The sequence below is a fragment of the Pantoea sp. GABEPS69 genome, from assembly GCF_045780835.1.
Lineage (GTDB): Bacteria > Pseudomonadota > Gammaproteobacteria > Enterobacterales > Enterobacteriaceae > Pantoea > Pantoea septica.
In genome coordinates this window covers 4087579-4108877 of sequence record NZ_CP118618.1, presented here as the reverse complement: position 1 = coordinate 4108877, position 21299 = coordinate 4087579, and the positions used below count along the sequence as shown (strand labels likewise).

General features: G+C 59.6%; 19 protein-coding genes and 4 pseudogenes. 8 read left to right on the top strand and 15 right to left on the bottom strand.

What is annotated here, in order from left to right; genetic code table 11:
* Positions 1 to 597: 597 nt before the first annotated feature.
* The 7 genes and pseudogenes from rpmH to PVE98_RS19845 all read left to right on the top strand — a co-directional run bounded on the left by rpmH (position 598) and on the right by PVE98_RS19845 (position 6119).
* Positions 598 to 738, top strand: coding sequence for a 50S ribosomal protein L34 (gene rpmH / locus PVE98_RS19875; RefSeq protein ID WP_003849659.1), 141 nt, complete (start codon positions 598 to 600; stop codon positions 736 to 738).
* Positions 739 to 753: 15 nt separating this feature from the next.
* The gene (gene rnpA, locus PVE98_RS19870; RefSeq protein WP_033755442.1) at positions 754 to 1113 is read left to right on the top strand and encodes a ribonuclease P protein component; all 360 of its coding nucleotides are present in this window, start codon (positions 754 to 756) and stop codon (positions 1111 to 1113) included.
* Positions 1077 to 1335 (top strand): annotated as a pseudogene (yidD, locus tag PVE98_RS19865) (membrane protein insertion efficiency factor YidD). The gene rnpA and the pseudogene yidD overlap by 37 nt, the downstream one beginning before the upstream one ends.
* 2 nt (positions 1336 to 1337) lie before the next feature.
* Entirely contained in the window at positions 1338 to 2984 is a 1647-nt protein-coding gene (gene yidC, locus PVE98_RS19860) for a membrane protein insertase YidC (protein ID WP_033755440.1), read from the top strand.
* Positions 2985 to 3065: 81 nt separating this feature from the next.
* The gene (mnmE, locus tag PVE98_RS19855; protein ID WP_033755437.1) at positions 3066 to 4430 is read left to right on the top strand and encodes a tRNA uridine-5-carboxymethylaminomethyl(34) synthesis GTPase MnmE; all 1365 of its coding nucleotides are present in this window, start codon (positions 3066 to 3068) and stop codon (positions 4428 to 4430) included.
* 183 nt (positions 4431 to 4613) lie between these two features.
* On the top strand, positions 4614 to 5204 hold the full coding sequence (locus tag PVE98_RS19850; protein WP_096072280.1) for a malonic semialdehyde reductase: 591 nt from the start codon (positions 4614 to 4616) through the stop codon (positions 5202 to 5204).
* A gap of 165 nt (positions 5205 to 5369) precedes the next feature.
* Entirely contained in the window at positions 5370 to 6119 is a 750-nt protein-coding gene (locus PVE98_RS19845; RefSeq protein ID WP_096072281.1) for a 4'-phosphopantetheinyl transferase superfamily protein, read from the top strand.
* Between the two features lie 197 nt (positions 6120 to 6316).
* Here the strand turns inward: PVE98_RS19845 and PVE98_RS19840 are convergent, their stop codons facing one another.
* Entirely contained in the window at positions 6317 to 7630 is a 1314-nt protein-coding gene (locus PVE98_RS19840) for an NCS2 family permease (RefSeq protein WP_096072282.1), read from the bottom strand.
* Positions 7631 to 7779: 149 nt separating this feature from the next.
* Between PVE98_RS19840 and yieH the strand changes: the two genes are divergently transcribed.
* Positions 7780 to 8460, top strand: a complete 681-nt coding sequence (yieH, locus tag PVE98_RS19835; protein ID WP_096072283.1) for a 6-phosphogluconate phosphatase — start codon at positions 7780 to 7782, stop codon at positions 8458 to 8460.
* On the opposite strand, the gene PVE98_RS19830 is transcribed toward yieH, so the two are convergent.
* The 14 genes and pseudogenes from PVE98_RS19830 to PVE98_RS19765 all read right to left on the bottom strand — a co-directional run bounded on the left by PVE98_RS19830 (position 8457) and on the right by PVE98_RS19765 (position 21296).
* Entirely contained in the window at positions 8457 to 9692 is a 1236-nt protein-coding gene (locus PVE98_RS19830) for an MFS transporter (RefSeq protein ID WP_033755424.1), read from the bottom strand. The two genes, yieH and PVE98_RS19830, sit on opposite strands and share 4 nt — an antisense overlap.
* 109 nt (positions 9693 to 9801) lie before the next feature.
* Complete coding sequence (gene phoU / locus PVE98_RS19825) at positions 9802 to 10536, bottom strand: phosphate signaling complex protein PhoU (protein WP_033755423.1); 735 nt, start codon at positions 10534 to 10536, stop codon at positions 9802 to 9804.
* A gap of 15 nt (positions 10537 to 10551) precedes the next feature.
* Entirely contained in the window at positions 10552 to 11325 is a 774-nt protein-coding gene (pstB, locus tag PVE98_RS19820; protein ID WP_033755421.1) for a phosphate ABC transporter ATP-binding protein PstB, read from the bottom strand.
* Positions 11326 to 11369: 44 nt separating this feature from the next.
* The gene (gene pstA / locus PVE98_RS19815) at positions 11370 to 12260 is read right to left on the bottom strand and encodes a phosphate ABC transporter permease PstA (RefSeq protein WP_033755419.1); all 891 of its coding nucleotides are present in this window, start codon (positions 12258 to 12260) and stop codon (positions 11370 to 11372) included.
* Entirely contained in the window at positions 12257 to 13219 is a 963-nt protein-coding gene (pstC, locus tag PVE98_RS19810) for a phosphate ABC transporter permease PstC (protein WP_033755417.1), read from the bottom strand. Before pstC ends, pstA begins: the two co-directional genes overlap by 4 nt.
* 88 nt (positions 13220 to 13307) lie before the next feature.
* Positions 13308 to 14351, bottom strand: a complete 1044-nt coding sequence (pstS, locus tag PVE98_RS19805; RefSeq protein ID WP_096072284.1) for a phosphate ABC transporter substrate-binding protein PstS — start codon at positions 14349 to 14351, stop codon at positions 13308 to 13310.
* Positions 14352 to 15019: 668 nt separating this feature from the next.
* Positions 15020 to 15919 (bottom strand): annotated as a pseudogene (locus tag PVE98_RS19800) (S1C family serine protease); the annotation flags it as partial.
* A protein-coding gene (locus PVE98_RS19795) for an IS5 family transposase (RefSeq protein ID WP_180246351.1) occupies positions 15916 to 16769 on the bottom strand; the annotation gives its coding sequence in 2 pieces (ribosomal slippage) (positions 15916 to 16425 and positions 16428 to 16769; 852 coding nt in all). The pseudogene PVE98_RS19800 and the gene PVE98_RS19795, both read right to left, overlap by 4 nt.
* A 70-nt stretch (positions 16770 to 16839) precedes the next feature.
* Positions 16840 to 17094 (bottom strand): annotated as a pseudogene (locus PVE98_RS19790) (2-alkenal reductase); the annotation flags it as partial.
* A gap of 19 nt (positions 17095 to 17113) precedes the next feature.
* Positions 17114 to 18077: pseudogene (locus PVE98_RS19785) on the bottom strand (zinc metalloprotease HtpX).
* On the bottom strand, positions 18064 to 18552 hold the full coding sequence (locus PVE98_RS19780) for a phosphate-starvation-inducible PsiE family protein (RefSeq protein ID WP_047290147.1): 489 nt from the start codon (positions 18550 to 18552) through the stop codon (positions 18064 to 18066). Before PVE98_RS19780 ends, PVE98_RS19785 begins: the two are co-directional and overlap by 14 nt.
* A gap of 11 nt (positions 18553 to 18563) precedes the next feature.
* Positions 18564 to 18647 carry a hypothetical protein gene (locus tag PVE98_RS19775; protein WP_193759561.1) on the bottom strand — a complete coding sequence of 28 codons (84 nt, stop codon included), beginning with the start codon at positions 18645 to 18647 and terminating at the stop codon, positions 18564 to 18566.
* Between the two features lie 28 nt (positions 18648 to 18675).
* Positions 18676 to 19569, bottom strand: coding sequence for a GGDEF domain-containing protein (locus tag PVE98_RS19770; RefSeq protein WP_176464243.1), 894 nt, complete (start codon positions 19567 to 19569; stop codon positions 18676 to 18678).
* A 20-nt stretch (positions 19570 to 19589) separates the two neighbouring features.
* The gene (locus PVE98_RS19765; protein ID WP_034113490.1) at positions 19590 to 21296 is read right to left on the bottom strand and encodes a cation:proton antiporter; all 1707 of its coding nucleotides are present in this window, start codon (positions 21294 to 21296) and stop codon (positions 19590 to 19592) included.
* Between the last annotated feature and the right edge of the window lie 3 nt (positions 21297 to 21299).

The following is a 21299-nucleotide window of genomic DNA, read 5'->3' as shown; positions in this document are numbered from 1 at the left end:
GGCGGACTCCACTTGTACAAAATCGATAAGAAATAGTAGGCGCTAATAAAGAAACGTTCATTTTTGACACAGACGGTAGAAAGCGCCTGCGACCGCTATCAGCGGTTTCCGTCCCTGGGATCGCGACCGGATCGTCAGCGGAAGGGCGGATCATAGCGCAAAGCGAGGCAGAGATCTTCACTTTCTACACAGTTTTGATCCTTTTTATCCACAGGCCGTGGACAGGTAAAACAGTTTACGCCTGCTGGCGAAAAAAGCTGCGGGGATCGTCGGAAAAGAGACGGTTTTTCAGGCGGCCTCTCGTTTTTGCGGTAATTTTCATCGGCCCGATCGTAAGAAGATCCCGCGGGATCCTTGCGCTTTAAAGCGGAGACCGTATAATTCTTCCCCCGGCGTTGTCGCGTTATGCCCAATGCCCGGACTCAGCGGGCTGTATCCGGGCTTCCAGGTACCGCGACCAGCGAAGTAAATTGACTCCGGACTGTACAATTATTACAATCCCGCCTCTTTATTAAAGACACATTGAGGCGTCGGTCGTTTTACTGGCCCAAAAACGCGTCACCCAGTGAAATTTTTCAAGTTTAGGTAGAAATCGCCATGAAACGCACTTTTCAACCGTCCGTACTGAAGCGCAACCGTTCTCACGGCTTCCGTGCTCGTATGGCAACCAAAAATGGTCGTCAGGTTCTGGCACGTCGTCGTGCTAAAGGCCGTTCTCGTCTGACCGTTTCTAAGTAATAAAAGCTAACCCTCGTGGTTAAGCTCGCATTTCCCAGGGAGTTACGTTTGTTAACTCCCACTCATTTCACTTTCGTCTTCCAGCAGCCACAACGGGCTGGCACGCCGCAAATCACCATCCTCGGCCGCCTTAATTCGCTGGGGCATCCCCGCATCGGTCTTACCGTCGCTAAAAAGCACGTCAAGCGCGCGCACGAACGCAACCGGATCAAACGTTTGACCCGCGAAAGCTTTCGTCTGCTTCAGCATGAACTGCCGGCGATGGATTTCGTCGTTGTGGCGAAAAAGGGGATTGCCGATCTCGACAACCGTATGTTGGCGGAAGCGTTGGAGAAGTTATGGCGTCGTCACTGTCGCCTGGCGCGCGGCTCCTGATCGTCCTGATCCGCGTCTATCAGCGCGGCATCAGCCCCTTGCTGGGACCACACTGTCGGTTTCAGCCAACCTGCTCTCATTATGGAATTGAGGCGTTACGCAGGTTTGGCCTGATAAAAGGCAGTTGGTTGACATTCAAACGCGTATTAAAATGCCACCCTTTGAACCCGGGTGGTGACGATCCTGTGCCGCCAAAAAACCTTTGATACCAGAGAACATTAACGATGGATTCGCAACGCAATCTTTTTCTCATCGCTTTTCTGTTCGTGTCTTTCATGATCTGGCAAGCCTGGCAAACGGACCACGCTCCGCAGCCGCAGCAGACCCAGACCACGCAAAACACCAACAGCGCAGCAGGTGATGCCGCCAGCCAGGGCGTACCGGCCAGCGGCCAGGGCAAAACGATCACCGTTAAGACTGATGTCCTGTCATTGAATATCAACACCCGCGGTGGCGATGTCGAGCAAGCTCAGCTGCTGACCTACCCGGACAAACTGGGTTCCGACCAGCCGTTCCAGCTGCTGGAGACCACGCCATCCTTCGTTTATCAGGCACAGAGCGGGCTCACTGGCCGCAACGGTCCGGATAACCCGAACAACGGCGCGCGTCCGCTGTTCACCGCCGCACAGGATCACTTCGAAATGGCCGACGGCCAGACCGAACTGCGCGTGCCGATGACCTACACCGCGGAAAACGGCGTGGTTTACACCAAAACCTTCGTTTTCAAACGCGGCGAATTCGCGGTGGACGTGAACTATAACGTTAACAACACCACGCAGCAGCCGCTGGAAGTGTCGCTGTTCGGTCAGCTGAAGCAGACCATCGACCTGCCTAAGCACCGCGATACCGGCAGCAACAACTTTGCGTTGCACACCTTCCGCGGCGCGGCCTACTCCACCAGCGAAGAGAAGTACGAAAAGTACAAATTCGATACCATCGCGGATAACGAAAACCTCAACGCCACCACCAGCAACGGCTGGGTTGCGATGCTGCAGCAGTACTTCGCTACCGCATGGGTGCCGCGTACCGCTGGCAATAATTCGCTCTATACCAGCAACCTGGGCAACGGCATTGCGGCGATCGGCTACAAATCCGCGCCGGTCACCGTAGCTGCGGGTCAGCAGCAGGATCTGGGCGCAACGCTGTGGGTCGGACCGGAAATTCAGGACAAGATGGCTGCCGTCGCGCCGCATCTCGACCTGACCGTCGACTACGGCTGGCTGTGGTTTATCTCTCAGCCGCTGTTTAAGCTGCTGAAGTTTATCCATAGCTTTATCGGCAACTGGGGCTTCTCCATCATCGTCATCACCTTTATCGTGCGCGGTATCATGTACCCGCTGACGAAGGCGCAGTACACCTCGATGGCGAAAATGCGCATGCTGCAGCCGAAGATTCAGGCGATGCGTGAGCGCCTGGGCGACGACAAGCAGAAGCAGAGCCAGGAGATGATGGCGCTCTATAAAGCGGAGAAGGTCAACCCGCTGGGCGGCTGTCTGCCGCTGGTGATTCAGATGCCGATCTTCCTTGCGCTTTATTACATGCTGTCTGGTTCGGTGGAGCTGCGCCACGCGCCGTTTATCCTCTGGATCCATGACCTGTCGGCGCAGGACCCCTACTACATCCTGCCGATTCTGATGGGCATCACCATGTTCTTCATTCAGAAGATGTCACCGACCACCGTGACCGATCCGATGCAGCAGAAGATCATGACCTATATGCCGGTTATCTTTACCGTGTTCTTCCTGTGGTTCCCGTCAGGTCTGGTGCTGTACTACATCGTCAGCAACCTGGTGACCATTCTCCAGCAGCAGCTGATTTATCGCGGGCTGGAAAAACGCGGTCTGCACAGCCGCGACAAGAAGAAGGCGTAACGCGCTTACGCTCGTCTGACAATCTGGTTTACCCTGAGGCGGTCAATAAGACCGCCTTATTTTTTAGTGAGAGAAAATTCCATGAGCCACAGCGATACTATCGTCGCCCAGGCGACGCCTCCCGGACGCGGCGGCGTCGGTATTTTGCGTATCTCCGGCGCGCGCGCTGCCGAGGTGGCACAGCAGGTGCTCGGCAAGCTGCCGAAGGCGCGCTACGCTGATTATCTGCCGTTTAAAGACGCTGACGGCAGCGTGCTGGATCAGGGCATCGCGCTGTGGTTTCCCGGCCCGAACTCCTTTACCGGCGAAGATGTGCTGGAGCTGCAGGGCCACGGCGGCCCGGTGATCCTCGATCTGCTGCTGAAGCGCATCGTGGCGCTGCCTGGCGTGCGCATCGCCCAGCCGGGCGAGTTTTCCGAGCGCGCCTTTCTCAACGACAAGCTCGACCTGGCGCAGGCCGAGGCGATCGCCGATCTGATTGACGCCAGCTCCGAGCAGGCGGCGCGTTCTGCGGTCAATTCGCTGCAGGGCGCCTTTTCGATTCGCATCAACCAGCTGGTAGAGGCGCTGACCCACCTGCGCATCTACGTCGAAGCGGCTATCGACTTCCCCGATGAAGAGATCGATTTTCTTTCCGACGGTAAAATCGAAGCGCAGCTGGATGAGGTAATCGTCGATCTCGACGCCGTACGCGCCGAAGCGCGTCAGGGCAGCCTGCTGCGCGAAGGCATGAAAGTGGTGATCGCAGGTCGGCCAAATGCGGGTAAATCGAGCCTGCTGAATGCGCTGGCGGGACGCGAAGCGGCAATCGTTACCGATATCGCCGGCACCACGCGCGACGTGCTGCGCGAACATATTCATATCGACGGCATGCCGCTGCATATCATCGATACCGCCGGGCTGCGCGAGGCCAGCGACGAAGTCGAACGTATCGGCATCGAGCGCGCCTGGCAGGAGATCGAGCAGGCGGATCGCGTGCTGTTCATGGTAGACGGCACCACCACCGACGCCACGGAAGCGGCGCAGATCTGGCCCGACTTCGTTTCGCGCCTGCCTGCTGCGTTGCCGATTACCGTCGTGCGCAATAAGGCGGACGTCACTGGCGAAACGCTGGGTCTGACAGAAGTAAATCATCACTCACTTATTCGTCTTTCGGCGCGCACCGGCGCGGGCGTGGATGCGCTGCGCGACCATCTGAAACAGTCGATGGGCTTTTCCGGCAATATGGAAGGCGGCTTCCTGGCGCGTCGGCGTCATCTTCAGGCGCTGGAGTTAGCAGCTACTCACTTACAGCAGGGCAAGGCGCAGCTTTTGGGCGCGTGGGCAGGCGAACTGCTGGCGGAAGAGCTGCGGCTGGCGCAGCAGGCGCTAAGCGAGATCACCGGCGAGTTTACCTCCGATGATTTGCTGGGACGGATATTTTCCAGCTTCTGTATTGGGAAATGATCGGAAACAGCGTCAATTTGTGCACTTTCGCCCCTCTCCTCAGCCAAACGCCGCCTGTTTGCACCTTTGCTATTTGGCGACGAATCGCCATTGGGGTATAAACGATAAGCACCGGTTTTCCCGGATACGCCTTCACAATGGCATGTCTCAGGCGGCTGCTTCCGCCTGACCAAGGAGAGTAGAATGCATACACCGCTCGACAACACCGCGCTCGACCAATTATTTAACGAAGCCCGCACTCATAGCTACTGGCAGGACAAGCCCCTTGAAGACGGCATTCTGGAGCAGCTCTACGCGCTGACTGCGCTTGGTCCGACCTCGGCCAACTGCTCGCCAGGCCGCTTTGTATTTGTCACCTCGCAGGAAGGCAAAGAGAAGCTGAAGCCGGCGCTCTCATCCGGCAATGTAGAAAAGACCATGACCGCGCCGGTGACGGTCATCGTCGCCCACGATATGGCGTTTTACGATCGGCTGCCGCAGCTGTTTCCGCACGCCGATGCGCGCAGCTGGTTTACCGGCAGCCCGGAACTGGTGAAAGAGACCGCCTTTCGCAACAGCAGCCTGCAGGCGGGCTATCTGATCCTGGCCGCGCGCGCGCTCGGGCTGGATGCCGGCCCGATGTCAGGTTTCGATCCTTCAAAAGTCAACGAGGCATTCTTCGCCGGCAGCAGCTGGCAGGTGAATATGTTAATCAACCTCGGCTATGGCGATCGCGAGAAGCTGCATCCGCGTCTGCCGCGTCTGCGTTTTGACCAGGCGTGCAAACTGGCCTGACGGTAACCCGCCGCTGCGCAAGCGCGTAGCGGCCTCTCTTTTCCCGCCGCTTTTTATCAGCCGATTCTGAATATGCGTCATTCTGTTGCATGTCAGATGCAATATGCTCAGAAAATTCTTACAATGCGCCCTGATGATTAAGTGACCATTTTCACGGAGCGACAGATGGCGGGTCATTTTGTACGTTGGATGGGCGATCGCGGCATTGTCGCCGACGCCATGCGCATGCCGCAGGATGTCATCGATCAGGCGCGACAGCTGCCTGACAAATACCGCGGCCGTTTTTTGCTTGCTCGCCTGATGCTGGCGCAGCTGATGCTGCGCGTTTACGGTATCAGCACCCTTCCTGCTCTCGTTACCCACAGCAACGGCCGCCCCGCCTTTGCCGATCGCGATTTGCCCGATTTCAGCATCGCCTATGCCGGCAATATGGTCGGCGTGCTGCTGGCCGAAGAGGGCGGACGCGCCGGCCTGGATATGGAGATCGTGCGCGCCCATAGCCGCCAGACGCAGGAGCAGCTGATGCAGTCGCTTACGTCGGGCGAGCGCGCCTGGATCAATGCGCAACAGGATTTTATGGAGGCGGTGACGCAAATCTGGACGCTGCGCCAGAGCATTCTCAAGCTGACCGGCGAAGGTAACGATAATATGGCCTCGCTGCGGCTGCAGCCCGCGGCCGGCCGTCTGCGCTCGACGAGCTACCCCGATATTCAGGCGGTGTGCGACGCCGAGCCGACGCTGGTGTGGTCATGCGCTCTGTCGCCCGCAACTCAGCGTTTGCACCTGTGGGAAATTGACGCCTCGCGTGAGTGGCATGCGCTGCGCGACGTAGAGATGAGCAAGCCCAATATCGGACCGCGCACGCTGCGTCTGGCCAGCTCGCCGCGGGAGCGCAGCCTCCATCCAGAGGTATAAAAAAAGCCGCTTAAGCGGCTTTTTTTACGGGGCAATGGTGCCAACGCGGGCGAGATGAACCGATCGCAAAGACGCAAAAAACGGCATCCCTGCCAGCTCGGCCCGCGCCATCCATGGCGCGTGACGCTTTGCTCTTCGGTTCATCTCGCCCGCTTGCAGACGACTCTGCGGTTTGCGATAGAGCCCGAGCCGTCTTCTTAATGCGCGTCGATAAAGGCGATTTTCAACACGAACAGCAGCGCCACGACCACCACGCAGGGGCTGATCTCGCGCCAGCGGCCGGTGCCCAGCTTCATCACGCAGTAGGCGATAAAGCCCAGTGCGATACCTTCGGTAATCGAGAAGCTGAACGGCATCATCGCCGCGGTGACGAAAGCCGGCACCGCTTCGGTGAGATCGTCCCAGCGCACGCGCGACAGGCTGGCGGTCATCAGCACGCCGACGTAGATCAGCGCGCCCGCAGCCGCATAGCCTGGCACCATCGCCGCCAGCGGCGACAGGAACATTACCAGCAGAAAAAGCACGCCGGTCACCACCGCCATCAGGCCGGTGCGGCCGCCGATCGCCACGCCGGACGAACTCTCGATGTAAGCGGTCACTGACGAGGTACCTGCCAGCGCGCCAGTCACTGAGCTGAAGCTATCGACAAACAGCGCCTGCTTCATGCGCGGAAACGTGCCTGTCTCATCGGTCAGGCCCGCTTTGTCGGTGACGCCGATCAGGGTGCCGGAAGAGTCGAACAGGTTAACCAGCATAAAGGAGAAGATAACGCCCGCCATGCCGATATTGAACGCGCCTTTGATATCCACCTGCCCGACCACGCTGCCGATCGCAGGCGGCGTGGAGAAAAGACCGACAAATTTCACATCCCCCAGCGCCCAGCCGATAGCCGTGGTGATCACCATCGAGATCAGCACCGCCGCATGGATATTGCGCGATGCCAGAATGGCGATGATAAAGAAGCCTAGCGCGCCGAGCAGTACGCTGTGCGAGGTGAGATTGCCGACCGCAGCGATGGTATCGGGATTCGCAACGATGATGCCGGCGTTCTTCAGCCCCATCATGGCGATAAACAAACCGATACCGGCAGTGATGCCGACGCGCAGACTCAGCGGGATATTGGCGATCATCCAGTAGCGCACGCGCAGCAGCGTCAGGATCAGCAGCCCCAGCGCGCCCCAGAAAATGGCGCCCATCCCCACCTGCCACGAGTAGCCCATCGCGCCGACCACCACGAAGGCGAAAAAGGCGTTGAGCCCCATCGCCGGCGCCAGCGCCACCGGCAGATTGGCGAACAGGCCCATCAAAATACTGCCGAATGCGGCGATAAGACAGGTTGTGACGAATACCGCCTGGGTATCCATGCCTGCCACGCCAAGAATCTGCGGGTTAACAAAGACGATGTAGACCATCGTCAGGAAAGTGGTGACACCGGCGATAACTTCGGTGCGCACCGTAGTGCCATGTTCCTGCAGCTTAAAAACGCGCTGCAAAAGGCCTTGTTTACTCATGCCAACGATCCTGATGAAAAGAACTCGGCGCGTATCCTGACCGCTTTACAGCGGCAATACAATGATTTTTCGCAACCGTTTCCGGGATCGCAATCTGCGTCGATTAGGTTAAAGTGTGTGCTCTCTCGAAAACAGAAGGATAGCGACAGATGGCAGTAGAGTGCGTGTTTTTTGACTGCGACGGCACCCTGGTAGATAGCGAATTGCTCTGCACCCAGGCGTACGTCAACACCTTCGCCCGCTACGGAATTAGCTGCTCGTTACAGGAGATGTTCGAAAAGTACAAAGGCGTCCAGCTCTACGATATTATTCGCGACGTCGGAGAAACGCATCACGCCACGCTGCCGCAGGCGACGTTTGAGGCCGACTACCGCGCCGAGGTGGCGCGCCTGTTCGACGCGTCGCTGACGGAAATTCCCGGCGCGAAAGCGCTGGTAGAGAAAATAACCGTGCCGATGTGCGTCGTCTCCAACGGCACGGTAAAGAAGATGCAGCACTCGCTGGGGCTGACCGGCATGCTGCCCTGGTTTCGCGATCGCCTCTACAGCGGCTACGACATCTCGCGCTGGAAGCCCGATCCCGCGCTGATGCATTACGCCGCCGAACAGATGCAGGTGCCTGTCGAGCGCTGCATTCTGGTGGACGATTCCGAAGCGGGCGCCCGCGCCGGCATCGCGGCGGGCATCCCGGTATTTTACTACTGCGCGGACGCGCACAACCCTGAAATCGATCACCCGCTGGTGACGCGCTTTACCGATATGGCCGAGCTGCCCGCGCTGTGGCGCGCGCGCGGCTGGCAGCTGGTCGCCGACTCATCCCCCGCGATTTAACCAATCGCGCCCAGCGAATCGTCGTTACCCTGCTTTTTCGGCAGCAAAAAGAGCGTGGCGACGATATCCAGCAGGTAGATCAGCGCCAGCAGGGTAATCGCCGCGGCAAACGAAATTTTCGCCGCCAGCAGGCCAATCACCAGCGGGCCGAAACCGCCGACGCCGCGCCCGAGGTTGAACAAGACGTTCTGCGCCGTGGCGCGCGCCTGCGGCGGGAAAGTGTCGGAGATCAGCGCGCCATAGCCGCCAATCATGCCGTTGACGAACATCCCCATCAGGGCGCCGGTAAACAGCATCACGGTGGGATCGCGCAGCTGCGCGTAGATCACCACCATCGCCACAGCGCCGAACTGATAAAGCAGGAAAATTTTCCAGCGCGCAAAGCGGTCCGCCAGCACGCCGAACAGCCAGATGCCGAAGGTCATGCCGACCACGGTGACGGCGGTCCATAATCCCGATTTGGTCAGGCTAAAGCCGAAGTTAGCGGAGAGATAGCTCGGCATCCAGATCATCAGCCCGTAATAGCCGAAGTTCTGCACCGACGTCAGGATAAAGATGCCGAGGCTCGCTTTCGCGGTGGCGCGATCCTGCACCAGCATTTTCAGGCGCGCGGCGAACGACAGCGACGGCGTCAGTTTCGCCTGTCGGGTAAAGGCCTCCGGCTCGCCCATGCTGCGCCGCAGCACAAACGAGAACAGCGCGGGCAGCAGACCGACCAGAAACATGCCGCGCCAGCCGATGACGCCCAGCAGCGGCGGCGTGATAAAGGCCGCCAGCAGCACGCCAAGCTGCCAGCCGATGCCGACCCACGCCGAGGCGCGGTTGCGCTTTTCCGCCGGCCAGGCTTCGGCAATCAGCGCCATGCCGATGCCGAACTCGCCGCCCAGCCCCATGCCCGCCAGCGTGCGGTATGCCAGCAGATCCCAGTAGCCCTGCGCCACCGCGCACAGTCCGGTGAAAATCGAGAACATCAGAATGGTGACGGTGAGGATGCGAATGCGGCCAAAACGATCGCTGAGATGGCCGAACAGAATACCGCCCACCACCGCGCCAATCAGCGTCCAGGTAACCAGCGAGCCCGCCTGCGACGGATCCAGCGCCAGCGACAGGCTAATCGCCGGCAGCATAAATCCCAGGATCAGCAGATCGAATCCATCCATCGCGTAACCGCTGACCGCGGCCAGCATCGCCTTTGCAGGCGTTACGCTCTGCTTACTGCGGGAAAGAGACATGAATCAGCACCTTGATAAAGTAAAAGTGCGCCAAGTATATAAAGGAAACGGTTGCGTGGGACAGAAAAAGCGGCGGGCCGTGCGCCAGCCAGCGCACGGCGGAGAATCATCAGGAGGGTTTATTGGAGCCGTCGTCGCCGGAGAGCAGCTCATCCAGCTTATCGCCGCCGACGTGGCGGAAATCCTGACCTTTTACGAAGTAGAAGATGATTTCGCAGATGTTCTGACAACGATCGCCGATGCGCTCAATAGCGCGGGCGCAGAACAGCGCAGTCAGCACGCTCGGGATGGTGCGCGGATCTTCCATCATGTAGGTCATCAGCTGACGCACGATGCCTTCGTACTCTTTGTCGACCTTTTTGTCTTCGCGGTAGATCTGGATCGCTTCGGTCAGATCCATACGCGCGAAGGCGTCCAGCACGTCGTGCAGCATCTCTACGGTATGACGGCCCAGCGACTCCAGACTCACCAGCAGCGGCATATGCTGCTGACCAAATTTCTCCAGCGCGGTGCGGCTGATTTTTTCCGCTACGTCGCCGATACGCTCCAGCTCGGAGATGGTTTTGATAATCGCCATGACCAGACGCAGGTCGCTGGCGGTGGGCTGGCGTTTGGCGATGATGCGCACGCAGGCTTCATCGATCTCCACTTCCATCATGTTGACTTTCTGGTCGCCGTCGATCACGCGCTGCGCCAGCTCGCCGTCAAGATTGTGCATCGCGGTGATAGCGTCGGTGAGCTGCTGCTCCACCATGCCGCCCATAATCATCACCTGGGTGCGAATATGTTCCAGCTCCGCATTGAACTGACCGGAGATATGCTTGTTCAGATTGAGGTTATCCATGTTTATCTCCTGAAATCAGCCGTAGCGGCCGGTAATGTAATCTTCGGTCTGTTTCTGCGCCGGTTTGGTGAACAGCCGATCGGTATCGCTGAACTCAATTAGCTCGCCCAGATACATAAAGGCGGTATGGTCGGAACAGCGCGCCGCCTGCTGCATATTATGCGTCACGATCACCACGGTGTAGTCCTGCTTCAGCTCGGTGATCAGCTCTTCGATACGGCCGGTCGAGATCGGGTCCAGCGCCGAGCAGGGCTCGTCCAGCAGCAGCACTTCCGGGCGAATGGCGATGCCGCGCGCGATGCACAGACGCTGTTGCTGGCCGCCAGAGAGACTGTATCCGCTCTGATGCAGCTTGTCTTTGGTTTCATTCCACAGCGCCGCTTTGCTCAGCGCCCACTGCACGCGTTCATCCATATCGGCACGCGACAGTTTTTCGAACAGACGCACGCCAAAGGCGATATTGTCGTAGATCGACATCGGGAAAGGGGTCGGTTTCTGGAACACCATGCCGACGCGCGCGCGCAGCAGGGCGATATCCTGGCTAGAGGCCAGAATGTTGTCGCCATCCAGCAAAATGTCGCCTTCGGCGCGCTGATCGGGATAGAGCGAGTACATCTTGTTAAAGGTGCGCAGCAGGGTGGATTTGCCGCAGCCTGAAGGACCGATAAACGCGGTGACCTGGTTCTTCGCGATGTCCAGGTTGATGTTTTTCAGCGCGTGAAATTTGCCGTAATAGAAGTTCAGGTTACGCACCTGAATTTTACCGCTGTTGGAAGTCGCGATACTCATTGCTCGTCTCTCTTAAACGGCGCCGCGCCAGGCAGCGCCGAAGGTTAACCGTGTTTGCTCTTGGTGAAGATTACGCGCGCCAGAATATTCAGCAGCAGCACGCAGAGCGTAATAATCAGCACGCCCGCCCAGGCCAGGCTCTGCCACTCGGCAAAGGGGCTCATCGCGAACTTAAAGATGGTGACCGGCAGGTTCGCCAGCGGCTGCATCATGTCGGTGGACCAGAACTGGTTCGACAGCGCGGTAAACAGCAGCGGCGCGGTTTCGCCCGCGATACGAGCGATTGCCAGCAGCACGCCGGTCAGAATGCCCGATACCGACGCCTTCAGCGTAATCGCCGAGATCATCTTCCACTTCGGCGTGCCGAGCGCGTAGGCCGCTTCACGCATGCTGTCCGGCACCAGCCGCAGCATATTTTCGGTGGTGCGGATAACGATAGGGATCTGCAGCAGCGCCAGCGCGATGACGCCCGCCCAGCCGGAGAAGTGATGCATCTGCGCCACTACGATGGTGTAAACGAACAGGCCCACCACGATCGACGGCGCCGAAAGCAGAATATCGTTGATAAAACGGATCACTTCCGCCAGCGCCGACTTGCGGCCATATTCCGCCAGATAGACGCCCGCAAGGATGCCCAGCGGCGTGCCGATCACCGTCGACCACAAAATCAGCAGGCCGCTGCCCGCCAGGGCGTTGGCCAGACCGCCGCCGGCGGTATTGGGCGGCGGCGTCGATTCGGTAAACAGCGACCAGCTGAGTCCGTCCACGCCGCGCGTCACGGTGGTGAACAGGATCCACACCAGCCAGAACAGGCCGAAGGCCATGGTCAGCAGCGACAGCGCCAGCGCGATCTTATTCTTGGTGCTGCGCCAGGCCTGCATTTTGCGGCGTGACGCGTCCAGTTCGGCGCGAGCCTGCAGTTCAATCGTCGTCATGAGCGCGCTCCTTCACTTTTCGCAAGGCGCAGGATCATTAATTTGGAAATGGCCAGCACGATAAAGGTGATCACGAACAGGATCAGTCCCAGCTCCATCAGCGCGGCGACATGCACGCCCGACTCGGCTTCGGCGAACTCGTTCGCCAGCGCGGAAGTGATGCTGTTGCCCGGCATAAACAGCGAAGGGCTGTCGAGCTGGTAGGTGTTGCCGATGATAAAGGTGACCGCCATGGTTTCGCCCAGCGCCCGTCCCAGGCCGAGCATCACGCCGCCAATCACGCCGTTTTTGGTGAACGGCAGCACGATGCGCCAGATCACTTCCCAGGTGGTGCAGCCGATACCGTAGGCAGACTCTTTCATCATTACCGGCGTCTGCTCGAACACGTCGCGCATCACCGAGGCGATGTAAGGAATGATCATGATCGCCAGAATGACGCCCGCCGCCAGGATGCCGATGCCGAAGGCCGGACCGGAAAAGAGCGCGCCGACAAAGGGGATGTTCGACATAATTTCGCCGACCGGCGTCTGGAAATATTCGGCGAACAGCGGCGCGAAGATAAACAGGCCCCACATGCCGTAAACGATGCTGGGGATCGCCGCCAGCAGCTCAATGGCGGTGCCGAGCGGACGGCGCAGCCAGCCAGGCGAAAGCTCCGTCAGAAACAGCGCGATGCCGAAGCTCACCGGCACGGCGATAATCAGCGCAATCAGCGAGGTCACGAGGGTGCCGTAGATCGGCACCAGCGCGCCAAATTCTTCGTTCGGCGCATCCCAGGTTTTGTTCCACAGGAAGGAAAACCCAAATTTCTGGATGCTTGGCCAGGAGGAGAAAATCAGGGAGACGATAATGCCGCCCAACAGCAACAGGACAATCAGCGCAGCCAGTTTAACCAGCGCGCCGAAAATCATGTCACCTTGCTTACCGGGGGCTTTGAATGCCGGCTTCGTTGCAGCCATAGAAGTCTCATTCTTCAGAGGTTGTCAGGGCGGCGTGAGGCCGCCCTTTTCGATCTGGCCGGACGCGCGTCCGGCCGGAGTTGTTCGCTTACTGGTAGAGCGCTTTGCCAGAGCTGTCTTTGATATTGGCTTTCCAGGCGTCGCGGATCTGCTGGGTTACGCTATCCGGCAGAGTGGCGTAGTCCAGGCTGATTGCGGTTTTGTCGCCGTTTTTGTACGCCCAGTCGAAGAACTTCAGCACTTCGCTGCCCTTCTCGGCATTCGCCTGATCTTTATAGACGAGGATGAAGGTGGTGGAAGTGATCGGCCACGCATCGTTACCTTTCTGGAAGGTCAGGTCCTGCGCAAAGGATTTGCTCCAGTCTGCGCCTTTCGCCGCGTTAGAGAAGCTGGTTTCGCTTGGCGCGACCGGCTTGCCGTCGGCATCGACCAGTTTGGTGTAGGTCAGGTTGTTCTGCTTGGCATAGGCGTATTCGACATAGCCGATTGAACCCGGCAGACGCTGTACAAACGCCGCGACGCCGTCGTTGCCTTTGCCGCCCAGACCGGCCGGCCAGTTAACGGTGTTGCCTTTGCCGATTTTGCTGTTCCACTCCTCGTTGACCTTCGCCAGGTAGCTGGTGAAGACGAATGAGGTACCGGAACCATCCGCGCGGCGCACCACGTTGATGTTGGTATCTGGCAGTTTCACGCCCGGGTTCAGCTTAGCGATCGCCGCGTCGTTCCACTTTTTGATTTTGCCCAGATAGATATCGCCGACGGTTTTGCCGTCGAGCGTCAGTTCGCCTGATTTCACGCCCGGGATGTTGACGGCCAGCACGACGCCGCCAATGACGGTCGGGAACTGAAACAGGCCGTTTTTCTGCAGGTCTTCATCTTTCATCGGCGCATCTGACGCGCCAAAATCCACGGTTTTCGCGATAATCTGCTTAACGCCGCCGGATGAACCAATGCCCTGGTAGTTGATTTTGCTACCGGTGGCTTGCTGATATTCTGCTGCCCACTTGGCATAAACCGGCGCCGGGAAAGTACCGCCCGCGCCTGTCAGATCGGTGGCTGCAAAGGCAGAAACCGCGCTTACGGCGAGAGTGGCGGTAAGGATTCGGGCTACGGTGCTACGCATCAGTGTCATGTTCCCTCCAGGGGAGTTAATCTCAGGCTCGGAGCCGTTGTAGTTGGAGTCAGTGATTGCTGCAGGAGGGAAAATAGGACAGTTTGATGACAGTGAAATGTAGGAAATGTGACAGTTATATGACAGCGAACAAAAAGTAAAAGGGCTGTGGGATGCAAATAAAGTTTCATCCTAACCCTAAAAACAGAGAGAAACGTCGCGCGCTCTCCTATTCATAAAAAATCCCTTTTATATCAGTATGTTGTGAGCACTTACACCCGAGACTGGATCGTTTTGCCTTTCATGGGAGAGTGATTAAGGGCGCTAAAGTATCATCCTAATTTTCGCCCAGGCTCGAAAAATACGGTAAATGGTGAAAATAAAGATTCATCCTTTTCCGATGTTGCCCGTTCCAACATGTAAGCAGTCAGTCAGAAAAAACACATAGATCCAATCCCTAGCGAGCATTGAGCTCTCTCATCCGTGCCAACTGCTCCAACCCTTGGACGCCCTAAATGCTTACCCAAAAAAATCAACACCTTCTTTTAAAAACACAATCAAAAATGACTCCCTTATATCCATTTAACCTAAACAGCCTTCCCCCCACTGCACTAGCTAGGGCTCGTAGTTCGGCGCAAGGCTGAAGTCGCTTGGCTGCTTCGCTGTGCAGATCCATGACCCACTTTCCATCAAACTCCCGGTTGTAGTTCCACAAGCATCTCGCGAGTCTTGCCGGCCCGCTCCACTAACAAGACCACAACATCTCCAACGTTCTTGTCGTCTAGCCGGGCCTGTAATGTGGTGACGTCGTCGACGGCGATACCGTCGATGCTGATAACGCGATCGCCGGGCACGATGCCGCCTGCGGTGACCTCGACGCCGACGAGCCCGGCCCTGTGCGCCGCCGAGCCCGGCGTCACGCGCAATACGAATACGCCCTTACTGCCGGTCAGCGCCTGCAGACGCGCGTTGAGCTGCTCATCCACCTCGATGCCCAGCGCCGGACGGATGTACTTGCCGGTCTTTATGAGTTGCGGCACCACGCGCATGACGGTATCGACCGGCACCGCAAAGCCGATGCCGGCCGAGGCGCCAGACGGACTGTAGATGGCGGTATTGATGCCGATCAGCCGCCCAGCCGAATCGAGCAGCGGGCCACCGGAATTGCCGGGGTTGATAGCGGCGTCGGTCTGGATCAGGTGGTCAATGGCCGGGCCACTGGCGTCGCCGGAAAGGGTGCGGTCAAGCGCCGAGACGATGCCGGTGGTGAGCGTCCAGTCGAGCCCGAAGGGATTGCCAATGGCAAAGACCTTTTGCCCCACCTTGAGATCGGCACTGGTGCCCACCGGCACCGCCGGCGGGCGCTTGAAGCCGACGCCAATCTTGAGTACCGCGATGTCGTGCGCAGGACTGGCGCCAACGAGCGCAGCCTGATAATCGCGACCGTCGGCCAGTTTGACCGTGGCAGACGATGCCCCCTGGATCACGTGGAAGTTGGTCACCACGTGGCCGGCATCGTCCCAGATGAAGCCGGAGCCGGTGCCGCGCGGCACGGAAAAGACATTGCGCGACCAGACGTCACGCACTAGGCTCTGTACGTAAAGTATTGTCGCAAGCACCGCATAGCGCAGGCCAATGAGACCATCGCCGCAAAACTTGTTGCGAGCTTGTCGAAGCGCGTCACGATGCGACGGTTCTCCTTCAGCCAGCCAAACATGCGTTCGATGATGTTGCACTGCCGATATTTGGGGCGATCAAAAAGTCGAGGCAATCCTGGCTTGGTTTTGCGCTTCATGCTTCGCAACGGAATGACTGGCTGCATGCGATAACGATCACAATACTGGCGCAGCGCTTCAGCGTCGTAACCCTTGTCAGCCAGCAACCAGCGGCAACGCTTGCGTGGGCGACCGCGCAGGCTGGGTATGCAAGCCTGATCGAGTAGCGGTTGGGCATAGGCTATATCGCTGGCTTGTCCGCCTGACAACAGGAAACGCAGAGGCACACCATTGGCGTCGCACAGCATGTGAATCTTGGTCGTCAGGCCACCCCGGCTGCGCCCGAGCGCGTGGTCTTGCGGTTCTTCAAATCCCCTTTTTTCCCGGCACCTGATGAGGCCCGGGTTGCTCGTACGGCAGTGGAGTCGATCATCCATGTTTCCAAGTCAATCAAACCCTGCTCATTCAATCGGATATGAAGACGCTTGAGCATCTGATCAAAAGCTCCGCAATCACGCCATCCCCGGAACCGTTGATAGATCGTTGACCAAGGGCCGAATCGTTCGGGCATGTCTCGCCAGGCTGCGCCAGAGCAAAGCACCCAGAGAATACCGTTTAGCATCAGGCGATCATCGGCCCGAGGGCGCCCGGTGCGCTGATTTTTGGTGAAGATATCTGCAACCAGATCCCAGGCTGCGTCGGGGAGTTCATACCGCTTTGCCATCTTGGCCTCCTGGCTTTAATGGCGGTGTATTTTACAGAAAATCGTATTTCTTGGGTTTACGTACAGAGCCTAGTTGTGCCGTGGTGATGTAAACCACCGACCCGCGCGATTTCTCGAACAGCTCGATGGTGGTTTTTTCGTCGGCGGCCAGGTCGCCGCGCGGCGTCACCGTGCGCTCCTGCGTTTCGTGGGGACTGAACCAGGCTTCGATGGCGGGCAGGAACTGCCACAGCAGCATGAGTGCGGCGATGCAGCCAGTGATGACGAGCCAGCGCCGGATGAATCGATCCGGCGCCGGGCGGCTGTAGGGGTCGGGGTAGGTCACGTCATTCTCCATGTTGAAATCAGCGCCAAAGGCCGCCGGTGCGCCAGCGTGGCGGACGTGGTGATACGGTCACCTCGGGGACGAAACGGGCCGATGGAAACGGCGGCATCGCGGGCGGCGGAGCAAGTTCCAGCAAGCGCTCAATGCGTTCAGCCGTCGCCGGATGCGTGCGCAACCAGGAGGGTTCCGGATTGCCCCATCCGGGCAGCAGCCAGGCGCGCCAGGAGCGGCTCACCCGCTCGATCTTGGCGAGCGCCGAGGCCAGCCCGTGCGGGTCGCCGGTCAATTCGGCAGCGAGCCGGTCGGCGTCGAATTCGCGCACCCTGGACAAGCCCAACTGAGCCAGCAAGGCCAGCTGTGGCGCGACCGCCAGTAGAAGCAACGCGGGCCAATTGACTTCCGTGACTCCAAGCAATAGCGCTGGCAAGCTGAGCACGATCGCAAGCTGCCCCAACAAGGCCAGAAGATGGGTGAGCCGGCTGATGGAATCGGCCAAGCCCATGACACGCAAATCCTCGTTCGCAATATGCGCGATTTCGTGGCCGAGCACGCCGGTCAACTCGCGGGGCGTGAGGCTACGCAACAGGCCGTCGGTCAGCGCGATGGCCGCGTGATGCTTCGAACCGGTGGCGAAGGCGTTGACGACCCCGCTGGGCACGTAGTGCGGTACCGGCACGGCAGGCAGCCCGGCCCGCGCCGCCAGTTCCGCGCAACACAGCCCAAAGATCGGGCGCTTCATCCGGGTGCAGGGGGCGTGCGCCATACAGCCGCAAGGTCAGCCCGGAGGCGGCCGCCGGTTCGAGCAGCAGGGTGAACCCCGCGGCCGCAAGCGCCAGCCAAAGCCCGCCGTCACCCAACAGCAGGCTGCCAGCGACGGCGGCAATCCCGAGCAGGGTCAGCACCAACAGCGCGGTTTGCAGGCGATTGAGCCAGCGATGCCGCGCGCCGACATTCTGCGCGTGGCGCAGATCACGACTGATCATCTGAGCTTTCCCCGGCTGTCCGGTCATCGCGCTCGCGCAGCAGCCAGTAAGTCGCCCCGAGGGCCAGTGTCGCGCCTGCGAGCGCCGCGACCTTGGCGGGGCCGGTCTCCGGGTCGAGGATCACGAATTTACGCGCCAGGGCCATCAGCCCGATCAGGATCACCGTCTTGACCTGGATGATGCTGTCGCGCCGCAAGGCCACCCGCACGATGGAATGCTTGAACTCCATGGCGATGAGCAGCGTCATGATCATGCCGAACACGGTCTGGAAGACCTTGTGATCGAGCGGATTGAACGCATCAATGATCAGCAGGCTGAAGACGATCGAGATCAGCTGCAGCAGCGAGACCACGATAATCACGGCAATGATTGCGGACAGCGCGAGCGCGATCACCTGTTCGAAGCGCTCGTAGAACGTCATCACTGCCCATTGGGCGCGAAATGTTTTGATCGGGTCTGCTTGCTTTTCCTTCATCGCCACTCCTCTCAATTCTGAAATACTTGTGCACCCACAACTTGGTTGCGCCCTTGTCTTTTTGCCTGGTAGAGCGCGCTGTCCGCCTGCTGCATCACCTGCTCGACAGAGTGCAAACGGGGGTCAAGGAGAGCCTCCCCCCATGCTGGCGCTATAGCTGATCGACACCTCTCCACACACCACCGCTGTCGCCGCAGTGTCCTGACGAAATCGCTCCGCCCATACTTGGGCGTCTTCTATCGATGCCGCTTCCAACAACACAGCGAATTCCTCCCCCCCAATCCGGGCAGCCATGTCGGTTGCGCGAACATGTTCCCTCAACCGTGAAGCAAAGTGCTTGAGCACCTCATCGCTGCATCCGTGTCCATAGGTGTCATTGATACGCTTGAAGTGATCGATGTCGCAGAGCACAAGTGCTGCTTGTATCTCGGTGCTGCGTTTGAGGCGCTCCCATTCCAGCTGTAATCGTTCGTTAAAAGCCCGCCGGTTCGACAAGCCGGTCAAGGGGTCGGTGATCGCCATACGCAGCAACTGCTGCTCCATTTCCTTGCGAGAAGAGATGTCGAGCAGAGTGCCGACTATCAGTTGCCTGCCCGCGCCACCCAGCCAACGGCCGCGATCCAGCACCCAAATCCAAACGCCAGATCGATGACGAACGCGGTACTCGCACTCCAATCGCTCCGACGGGTTTTCTTGGTAAGCGCGCACCTTTGCCAGAGCGACCGGCAAATCCTCCGGGTGAGTACGCGCTTGCCATGCGGCATGGGTGGCGCCAACCTCCTCGTCGGAGGTCAAGCCGAACATCGCCAGACTGCGGGCAGAAAGCCTGAAGCTGTCGGTAGCGATATCCCACTCCCAGAATCCCAGCCCTGCGCCCTCCAGGGCGATGGCGATCCGTTCCTTGTCATCGATTTGCGCTTGTTGGCGATGCTTCAGCTCGTCACGCCTCTGGCGATTGGTACGAACAAAACGCCATAGCGCAACCGCCATGCCAATATTGGCAAGTAGCGACACCATCAGTCAAATGGTCGGCCCGTTCATGGTCTATCCCCACCTGACTCACTGAGTGTCTGCCGTAATTCCTCGATCCGGTGGTCGACTTGGTCGGCGTTGATGCCCAACATCAACAGTACCTGCTCGGCCAGTCCCAGTCCCGCAGCCAGGTACAACGGGTACAGTCTGACATTGGGCAGATTACGCAAAAGCTGGGCATCCGTTACGCGCTCAGTGGCCACCACCACGGACAAGCTCAGGCGGCGGTCGAGAACCGCCTGAGCGATACGCAGGGCCGTCTGCGGACGGGCAAACGTCAGCACCACCAGGCGGGCATGGGCCAATCCGGCGGCGGCCAGGGTGTCGAGCCGACTGGCATCGCCATACGACACCGGCGCCCCCATCGCACGCCCCGCTTCGACCCGTTGGCGGTCCGATTCCAGCAGCAAATGCGGTATGCCTGCCAGGCGCAGCGTTCGGCTCAGCAGCAGCCCGACGTCATCCGCCCCACAGATGATCACATGGTCGCGTAACGACCGCGCCCGCTCGGCGACTTCGCCTTCTTCGGCCTGCGGTGGCTGACCGAGTGCGCCCGAGCGGCTGAAAGCCCGCGCCCATCGGTCATGGTGTCGGATCAGGAGCGGTGCCAACCCCATGCTCAACACCAGCGCCACCAGCATCGGTTGCACCATGGTGGCGGCGATCAGGTGCTGCTGCATGACCATGCCCAGGAGCAGCAGCGCAAACTCGCCGCCATGACCCAGCACGATGCCTGCGCGCCAGGCGTCGAGCGCCGACAGGCGGGTTGCGCGCAGCGCCAGAAAGTTCAGCCCCATCTTGAGAGGCACCAAGGCCAACAGCCAACCCAGTACCGCCAGCGGTGCGGCCACGATCTGCGCGGTGTCCAGCTGCAGGCCAATGGTCACGAAGAACAGGCCCGACAGCACATCACGAAAGGGCTTGAGGTGGCTTTCCATGTGGTGCCGGAAGTCGCTCTCGCCCAGGACCATGCCGGCGAGAAAGGCCCCCAGGGCGGCGGATACGCCGACGGCGTGTGCAGCAGCGGCTGCCGCCACGACCACGCACAAGGAGACCAGCACGAAGGATTCTTCGTGGCCCTGCCGCGCCACCCAGCCCAGCAGGCCATGCAACAGACGACGCGAGGCAACCGCCGCTGCCGCGAACAACACCAGCACGCCCAACACTTCGAGCAGCACGCTCTCGATCTTCGGCGAGTCGCCGCGCGCCCAGATCGCCAGCAGGGCCAGCAGGGGCACGCTGGCCAGGTCCTGAAAGACCAGCACGGCGATGGCACTGCGGCCGTGGCGGGTGGTGAGCTCGCCTTGGTCGGCCAGCTGTCGGCTGACCAGCGCCGTGGACGACATGGCCGCTGCGGCGCCGAGCAGTGCAGCGCTCTGAGCTGGCTGACCCAACCCGATCAGCACCAGGGTCAGTGGCGCGGCCACGACGACCATCTGCAAGCTGCCGGACGCCAGTACGGTCTTGCGAGTGAGCCAGAAGTGCCCCAGCGAGAATTCCAGTCCGACCATGAACAGCAGCAGGGCCACACCCAGTTCGGATATGAAAGTCAACGCCTCTCCCGGCGCGATCACACCGCTGACCGAGGGGCCCAGCAAGGCGCCGACGGCGAGGTAACCCAGCAAGGCGGGTACTCTGAACGCCGCCGTCGCCACCACCGCGAGGCTGCACGCCGCCAGCAGGATCAGGGTAGTGCCGAGCAAATCCTGCATCGG

Bases quoted from the DNA above. Each gene is read 5' to 3' on its own strand.
- rpmH (WP_003849659.1), top strand. From the start codon at position 598: ATGAAACGCACTTTTCAACCGTCCGTACTGAAGCGCAACCGTTCTCAC.
- yidC (WP_033755440.1), top strand. From the start codon at position 1,338: ATGGATTCGCAACGCAATCTTTTTCTCATCGCTTTTCTGTTCGTGTCT.
- mnmE (WP_033755437.1), top strand. From the start codon at position 3,066: ATGAGCCACAGCGATACTATCGTCGCCCAGGCGACGCCTCCCGGACGC.
- PVE98_RS19850 (WP_096072280.1), top strand. From the start codon at position 4,614: ATGCATACACCGCTCGACAACACCGCGCTCGACCAATTATTTAACGAA.
- PVE98_RS19845 (WP_096072281.1), top strand. From the start codon at position 5,370: ATGGCGGGTCATTTTGTACGTTGGATGGGCGATCGCGGCATTGTCGCC.
- PVE98_RS19840 (WP_096072282.1), bottom strand. From the start codon at position 7,630: ATGAGTAAACAAGGCCTTTTGCAGCGCGTTTTTAAGCTGCAGGAACAT.
- yieH (WP_096072283.1), top strand. From the start codon at position 7,780: ATGGCAGTAGAGTGCGTGTTTTTTGACTGCGACGGCACCCTGGTAGAT.
- PVE98_RS19830 (WP_033755424.1), bottom strand. From the start codon at position 9,692: ATGTCTCTTTCCCGCAGTAAGCAGAGCGTAACGCCTGCAAAGGCGATG.
- phoU (WP_033755423.1), bottom strand. From the start codon at position 10,536: ATGGATAACCTCAATCTGAACAAGCATATCTCCGGTCAGTTCAATGCG.
- pstB (WP_033755421.1), bottom strand. From the start codon at position 11,325: ATGAGTATCGCGACTTCCAACAGCGGTAAAATTCAGGTGCGTAACCTG.
- pstA (WP_033755419.1), bottom strand. From the start codon at position 12,260: ATGACGACGATTGAACTGCAGGCTCGCGCCGAACTGGACGCGTCACGC.
- pstC (WP_033755417.1), bottom strand. From the start codon at position 13,219: ATGGCTGCAACGAAGCCGGCATTCAAAGCCCCCGGTAAGCAAGGTGAC.
- pstS (WP_096072284.1), bottom strand. From the start codon at position 14,351: ATGACACTGATGCGTAGCACCGTAGCCCGAATCCTTACCGCCACTCTC.
- PVE98_RS19780 (WP_047290147.1), bottom strand. From the start codon at position 18,552: ATGAAGGAAAAGCAAGCAGACCCGATCAAAACATTTCGCGCCCAATGG.
- PVE98_RS19775 (WP_193759561.1), bottom strand. From the start codon at position 18,647: ATGCAGCAGGCGGACAGCGCGCTCTACCAGGCAAAAAGACAAGGGCGC.
- PVE98_RS19770 (WP_176464243.1), bottom strand. From the start codon at position 19,569: ATGGTGTCGCTACTTGCCAATATTGGCATGGCGGTTGCGCTATGGCGT.
- PVE98_RS19765 (WP_034113490.1), bottom strand. From the start codon at position 21,296: ATGCAGGATTTGCTCGGCACTACCCTGATCCTGCTGGCGGCGTGCAGC.